2 protein-coding genes are annotated in these 6,964 nt (G+C 62.7%); one reads left to right on the top strand and one right to left on the bottom strand.

Translation table 11 applies throughout. The features are described 5' to 3' along the window. Positions 1 to 1,685: 1,685 nt before the first annotated feature. Positions 1,686 to 3,239 carry a phage integrase family protein gene (locus LPA45_RS34215; RefSeq protein WP_317924302.1) on the bottom strand — a complete coding sequence of 518 codons (1,554 nt, stop codon included), beginning with the start codon at positions 3,237 to 3,239 and terminating at the stop codon, positions 1,686 to 1,688. Positions 3,240 to 3,481: 242 nt separating this feature from the next. On the opposite strand from LPA45_RS34215, the gene LPA45_RS34210 reads away from it, so the two are divergent. Then, the gene (locus LPA45_RS34210) at positions 3,482 to 6,928 is read left to right on the top strand and encodes an adenylate/guanylate cyclase domain-containing protein (protein WP_367395307.1); all 3,447 of its coding nucleotides are present in this window, start codon (positions 3,482 to 3,484) and stop codon (positions 6,926 to 6,928) included. Positions 6,929 to 6,964: the final 36 nt, after the last annotated feature.

The raw sequence follows: 6,964 nt of genomic DNA, 5'->3' as shown, positions 1-6,964 counted from the left end.
AAGGTCTCAAGCAGCATCACCCGACAAAGGCGCGTCTTCGGGGGCCGGGTTCTGACTTGGAACGCAACTGAGCTCGTCCCGTCGATACCTCAGGCGAGCGCATTATGGGCGTCGATGGAGATCGCTCACAGGGACCTTGTAGGGCAGGCACTGCAAAACGACAGCAACAATAGCTTTGCGGCGCAAGATCGCGCTGATGTCCGGGGACACGTCGCCAGAAGGAATGCGACATGATAAAGGCGGACGCCGACCGCCGGCCCTCATAGCGGGATTCGAAGTTGTGGGTGCGGCCTTCCCAACGGGACTGGTTGCCGTCAATTACCTCATTGGCTGCAAGCGGTACGCCACAGGTTCCGCGTGCCCAGCGCCAACAGCTACCAGATGTCTCCTGCTCCATGATGGATTGAGTCCATCGCTCGATGCGCTTGGCGCCTCAACCTCCAGAACCCAGAGCAGGGAGTTCGCCTTGTCCATTGCCATTTCAAAGTCCTTTACTTCCAGCTGCTGGTCGTGACAGTCGCCCATGGATCTTTCCCCTGTATCACACGTGGACGGCCAATCTAAGACGGAGCACTTGATTGGAATAGCGCCCGTCCAGGACTGGAGAGACTGCGGCCCTTCGAGCTGGACGCAACCGCCGCGAACTACGCACAATTCTGACTTGGTCCAGTCGGGGCAACGGCGTTGCCGGAAGGCTCTTGAAGTCCTAGCAATCTTTGCGCGTACGCTCGCTAACACTATCCGCGCGGGCTGCCTCCTCGAGACTGAACGACGGTCGCTATCGATAAAAATGGACCGTGACAGTGATAGCCTGCGTAGCCTGATTGACAGCGAACCACCGAGTCGAACGCGAGTGCCGGACATGGCGCAAGCTGCGGAATCGGACTATGCCACCCGCAGCCACACCTCCAAATGAGTTGCCTCACGTCACACAGAGCGTGCATGCCCCCGGCTTCGTCTCGCCGATTAGACACATACCTTCGTGCGATCCCGCGACGCGATGGCGCAAGGGCCAACAGAAAGGTCACAAAGATTGTACGAATCCTAGTTGCAAGTCTTCCCGGAAGACCTGTGCGCGGCGTGTTTAGCGCCGGACTCTCCCGCTAACGGACAATTGCCGGTGACTTTGCCTGTTGGGGAGCAACGGAGCGGAACAATATTGGTGACCTTACGAGAGGCTGCCTACCGAGCTGCATACAATTTGGTGACCTAGCTACAGCGAGAATGGGCAATGAGGGCAGGCTACAAGGCCACCTTTTCGATGGTCGCAGGCAAAACTGACGGTCGTACAATCTCGGTGACTTTGCCCTTGGCGCAGGCTTGACGTTCGGCGACTATTGGTGACATTGGCCATCTCGCCATACTCGGCGAAGCCGCATTCGGATGATGAAGGGCTGCGGAGCTGAATGCGCGAAAGCGAAGAAAAGACACTTCGGGAGGGGGCTTGGAATTGCAGCCGTCCGTTCACTAGGTAGTGGTCGGAGAGTCTCCGCTACAGCCGAGGATGAAGCAGAATCCGGTGGCGCTGAGGGCGATTATCAGCGCGATTGGGCGGCTTCTTTAAGGAAACCGTGGTGTCGAACTCAAGGGCCTTCCATCAAGGTCCCGGCCGAGCGAGAGGGAGGAACGCCGCCGCTTCGCGCAACGCTAAGGTCGGTTGGCGTTGGCGTACCGGCGTTAGCAGCTCAGGCCTGGCTGGCACGGGTGCGAAGCTGTCCGGGGGCAAAGCCGTCCGATGGCAGCCCACGCTGATCGCAGAAGCGCCGCCACAAAGCACGCAGCAGCTGATCCAGGCCGCTGGCGGAATAGCCCGCCGCCACGCCCGCAAGCTGCTTGTTACGCCCGCGCGCCGTGGCCGGCTGTGATGTCGGGGCTAATAGCGCTGCGTGTGCCGGCGGCGTCATGTTTGGCCAACCCCGGTCGGTCCAATGCGCCTTTAAGGCCTGTTGGACGGCGGTATTAAGGCTTACCAACTGTTGGCGCGAACCTTGGCGTTGCAATACCGTGCCGTCGGCGCTGGACTGCACGCTGGCGCAGCGCAGCACCGCTAGCTCGCTCAGTGGCAAGCCTGCGCTGCGCATTAGTTGGGCTGCAACCAGCGCAGCACGATGTCGCGGACCGTGCCGTGCTTCTCCCAGCCAGGCAAGGAAGGCCTCCACGTCGGGTTGGCTGGACGGTGCGCGCAGCGCAGTGGGCGCAGCGGCGGGGGCTTGCCTGGGGATGAGCGGGGCGCTCGCCAGGTGGCCGGCCTTGACCAATGCGCGAAGCAGCGCTCGAACCACCCGTAGGGCGGCCGCCACCGAGCTGGTCCCCAGCGGCCCTTCGAAAGGCCGCCAGTGCATTCTGTCGCGCGCGCCGCTGGGGCCGCACCAGAACGCCGCCGGCTGAGGATTCGCTAGAAATTCCTCATATGCCTCGAGATCGCAGGTCTCCAACGCCTTCAACCCCTTCTTGCGCGCCGCATTCCACAACAGCAGCCGCTCGGCCTCGCGCCGATAGCTGTTGCGGGTATGTGGCGCCCGGTCCCCTAGCCAGGCGCGTACGAACGCCAGATCGGCGGCGAGCGCCGGCCCTGCCGCGGTATTTGAGACTGGCACCAGCATATGCTCGAGTGGCACCGGATACGGCATCCCGGGGGCCAAGGTCAACGGCACCAGCGCGTCGCGGTGGGCATGGGCGGCAGGCGGCAGCACATAGGCATTGACCGCCGTGGCGCCCATGACTGGGCGCTGACGCACCAGCCAGTGCGTGATGACCTCGGCCGACTGCGCGCCAATGCGTGGCACCGCGCGCCACCAACTGCTGCCGCGCCGATTCGCCAAGGACGTCAGGTCCTCAATCCGCCGGATGTTGGCCGCTACCAGCCGACGTGCCAGACTCGGCTTGAACCAAAGTGACACATCGTGCTGTGGCTGGGGGTAGCTCTGTCCAAGCTGCTCAAGCGCCGACACGGCGTCTACCCGCCGGGTCATGCCGACATCCGAACGCGCGCGCAGTGCTTCGAACATGCCCGCGATCTCGGGCTGGCCATGCTGCAGGGCGAACTGCACGAGGCGGTCGCGCAAGGCCAGGATGCGCTGGACCGCCTGGGCCTCGCTCAGGTGCTCGTCCTCATCCGGGTCCACCAAGTAGCGGTTGGCGATATCCACCGGCCGCATGCCTTGCGCGTAGGCACGGACCACGGCAAATTCGGTGCGGGTGAGTTTTGTGACGGCGTGCGTAGTGGGATCCTGGGCCATGGAGACAGCGCTAAGTGCTTGACCTATAACAAAATTCAACACACTCTATCTGGAGCCGGACGGAAATGCTGACTAAAGCGCAATGTAAATTATTTTTGTGCCGGGCGCTACGCCTATTCGGATGACGTACCGAGGGCCTGTTTGGCTCAGGGGAGTCATCGGCTCACGCTGAGCCGCCTTGCCAACCTCCGCGAATGCGCCTGTAATGGCTGCGTGGCAGGCACAGGCAGTCGGGAGACGAAATGCGCTGCACGAATTGCCAGTTCGAGAATCCTTCGGGAGCCAAGTTCTGCCAGGAGTGCGGGCAAAGGCTTGTGCTAATTTGCTCGCAATGCGGCCACGCATCCAGTCCCACTGAAAAATTCTGCGGCGCGTGCGGCGCGCCGCTGGCGGACACGGCGGCAGCCTCCCCGCGCCAATCGCCCCCGGTGTCGTCTCTGCCGGCACCGATTCTCTACACACCGCCCCATCTGGCCGAACGGATCCGCGCCGAGCAGGCCGCCATGGAGGCAAAGGGCGGGGCTGCTGGCGGCGAGCGCAAGACCATCACTGCCCTGTTCGCGGACATGGCCGGCTCGACGGCATTGATCCAGGACCTGGACCCCGAGGAAGCCCGCAGCCTGATCGATCCGGTCGTGGCGCTGATGATGGAAGCTGTGCATCACTACGAAGGGTACGTGGCCAAATCTCTCGGCGACGGAATCCTTGCCTTGTTCGGCGCTCCAATCGCCCACGAGGACCATGCGTTGCGGGCGCTGTTTGCGGCACTGCGCATGCAGAAGGCCATGCGTGGCCATAGCGACAAGGTGCGGCTGGAGCAGGGTATCCCACTACAGATCCGGGTTGGGGTCCATACCGGCGAAGTGGTGGTGCGCTCGATCCGCAAGGATGACTTGCGCACGGACTACGACCCGGTGGGCCACACCATCCATATCGCGGCGCGGATGGAAGGGGTCGCGACCCCGTCATCGATCCTCGTCAGCGAATCGACCCACAAGCTGGCCGAGGGGTATTTCGAGTTCAAGGCGCTCGGTCGCACCCAGATCAAGGGGCTGCGCGAGCCTCTGGCGGTGTATGAGGTGCTCGGGCTGGGCGCCTTGCGCACGCGCCTGCAGGTGGGGGCGCAACGTGGCCTGGCCAGGTTTGTCGGTCGCGAGGCCGAACTGAAGCGCCTGGGCGAGGCGCTCGAACTGGCCCGCGCAGGGCAGGGGCAGATCGTCGGCGTGGTGGGCGAGGCGGGCGTAGGCAAGTCGCGCCTGTTCCATGAGTTCAAGGCACGTGCGCAGCAAGACTGCATGGTGCTCGAGACCTTTTCGGTGTCGCATGGCAAGGCGTTTCCTTACTTGCCGCTGATCGACCTGCTTCGCAACTATTTCCAGATCACGGCGCAGGATGACGAGCGCCGCTATCGCGAGAAGGCCACTGGCCGACTCCTGATTCTGGACCGCGCCTTGGAGGATCAACTGCCTTACTTGCTCTACCTGCTGGGTATCGTTGAGCCGGGCTCGGCATTGCCGACGATGGATCCGGCCATCCGGCGTCAGCGCACCTTCGGGGCGATCGCGCGCTTGCTGGTGCGCGAGAGCCAGAACCAGCCGCTCATGGTCCTGTTCGAGGATCTCCAATGGCTGGATAGCGAAACGGAAGCTTTCCTGAATGTGCTCATCGCCGAGGTGCCGCGCGCCAAGATCCTGCTGCTGGTCAACTACCGCCCCGAATACCGGCATGACTGGGCTCAACACACCTTCTACACCCAGTTGCATCTGGAACCACTGGGTCAGACGGAGGCGCAGGGATTGCTGACTGCGCTGCTGGGCGCAGACCCGTCCCTTGCGTCACTGAAGCAGCTGATCCTGACAAAGACCGAGGGCAACCCGTTCTTCATGGAGGAAGTTGTTCATACCCTGGCCGAGGAAAACGCGCTGCGCGGCCAGCCCGGAAACTACAGCGTCGAGAAGGCGCCGTTGGCACTTCATATTCCGACGACCGTGCAAGGCGTGTTGGCGGCGCGTATCGACCGGCTGCCACTGCCTCAGAAGGAACTGCTGCAGACGCTGGCGGTCATTGGCGCGGAGTTCCCGTCCAGTCTGATTCGGCATGTCACGGGCCAGTCCGAAGCATCGCTTCACCCGCTGCTGGCCGACCTGCAGATCGGTGATTTTATCTATGAGCGCCCTACCTTCCCTGAGGTGGAGTATTTGTTCAAGCATGCCCTGACCCAAGAGGTAGCGAGCAACTCCCTGCTCTCGGAACAGCGAAGCTTTCTGCATGAGCGTACCGCCCAAGCCATTGAGGCGCTCTTCCCCGACAGGCTGAGCGAATATTGCAGCGAGCTGGCGCACCACTACAGCCAGAGCGGCAATGTGCCGAAGGCGGTCGAGTACCTGAAGCTGGCGGGAAAGCAGGCGCTGCAGCGCTCCGCCCAGTCCGAGGCTATTACACATCTCAGCGCCGCCCTCAATCTCCTGAAAAACCAGCCCGATACCCCCGAACGCAGTCGCGAGGAACTCACGTTGCGGCTGACCCTTGGACCGGCCTGGATGGCCGTGCGAGGCTATGGTTCACCGGAAGTACAAGCGAACTATACCCGGGCCCTCGTCCTCAGCGAGCAAGGCGGGGAAACCTCGCAACTCTTCTCTGCACAACTCGGTTTGTGGTCGTTCTATCTGTTGCGCTCCGAACTCGAGACGGCGCAGACGCTGGCCGAGCGGCTGCTTGGTCTCGCGCAGGATGCACAGGATCCGGAGCAGCTTGCGGAGGCGCACCGGGTGCTTGGCACCACAGTATTCCGCCTGGGCAAGATCCGCCTGGCCCGCACTCACATGGAGCAGGCGCTGTCATTGCACCGCCCTGATCGACAGTCTTACGGGCATTTACTGCGCTATGTGCGCAATCCCGCGCCCCATATGCGTAGCAGCCTGAGTTGGAGCCTCTGGTATCTCGGCTTGCCGGACCAGTCTCTGTCCCGAAGCGAAGAGGCGCTGGAAATGGCCAGGAATGCGTCCGACCCGTTCGGCCTTGCACTCGCCCTGATTTATGCGGCAGAACTGTATCAGCGTCGCGGCGAGCCCGAAGAGACGCTGGAGTTCGCCAATGCCGCGCTCCAACTATCGAGCGAGCAGGGGTTCTCAATGTACTTGGCATGGGCAACGATCCTGCGGGGTTGGGCCGTGGCCAGGCAAGGCAACCACGCGGAGGGCATCGCACTTATCCACCAAGGTCTTGGCGCACATGAAGCGACCGGTGCCGCATTGGGACGACCATCCCTCTTAGGACTACTCGGCGATGTCTATGGCAGGGCAGGGCAGCCTGAAGCCGCGCTTCGCGTCCTGGATGACGCGCTGGCGCTAGTGGGCAAGACGGAAGAGCGCTTCGATGAAGCGACGTTGATTCGCCTACAAGGCGAATTGATGCTGCAGTTGCCTGGCCAGAATGCGGGCACTTCGGCCTCGCCCGCCGTGGATGAGGATGCCGAGGCGCGGTTCCAGAAGGCCATTGCGCTCGCGCGTAGCCACGACGCCAAGTCAATCGAGTTGCAATGCGTGCTGAGCCTCGCGCGGCTATGGCTACGCCAAGGCAAGGATGCCGCTGCGCGGCAACTACTCCTCGAGATCCGGGCAGCATTCACGGAGGGGGCAGACACCGTGGATGCGCGTCAGGCAGGAGAGTTGTTGGCGTCGTTGTCGTAGGAGGGGTCTACCAATTTCGCCATGCCGGCAAAGGAA

It is taken from the genome of Cupriavidus sp. Agwp_2 (assembly GCF_040784895.1).
Taxonomy (GTDB): domain Bacteria; phylum Pseudomonadota; class Gammaproteobacteria; order Burkholderiales; family Burkholderiaceae; genus Cupriavidus.
This window is presented reverse-complemented; position numbering and strand designations above follow the sequence as displayed.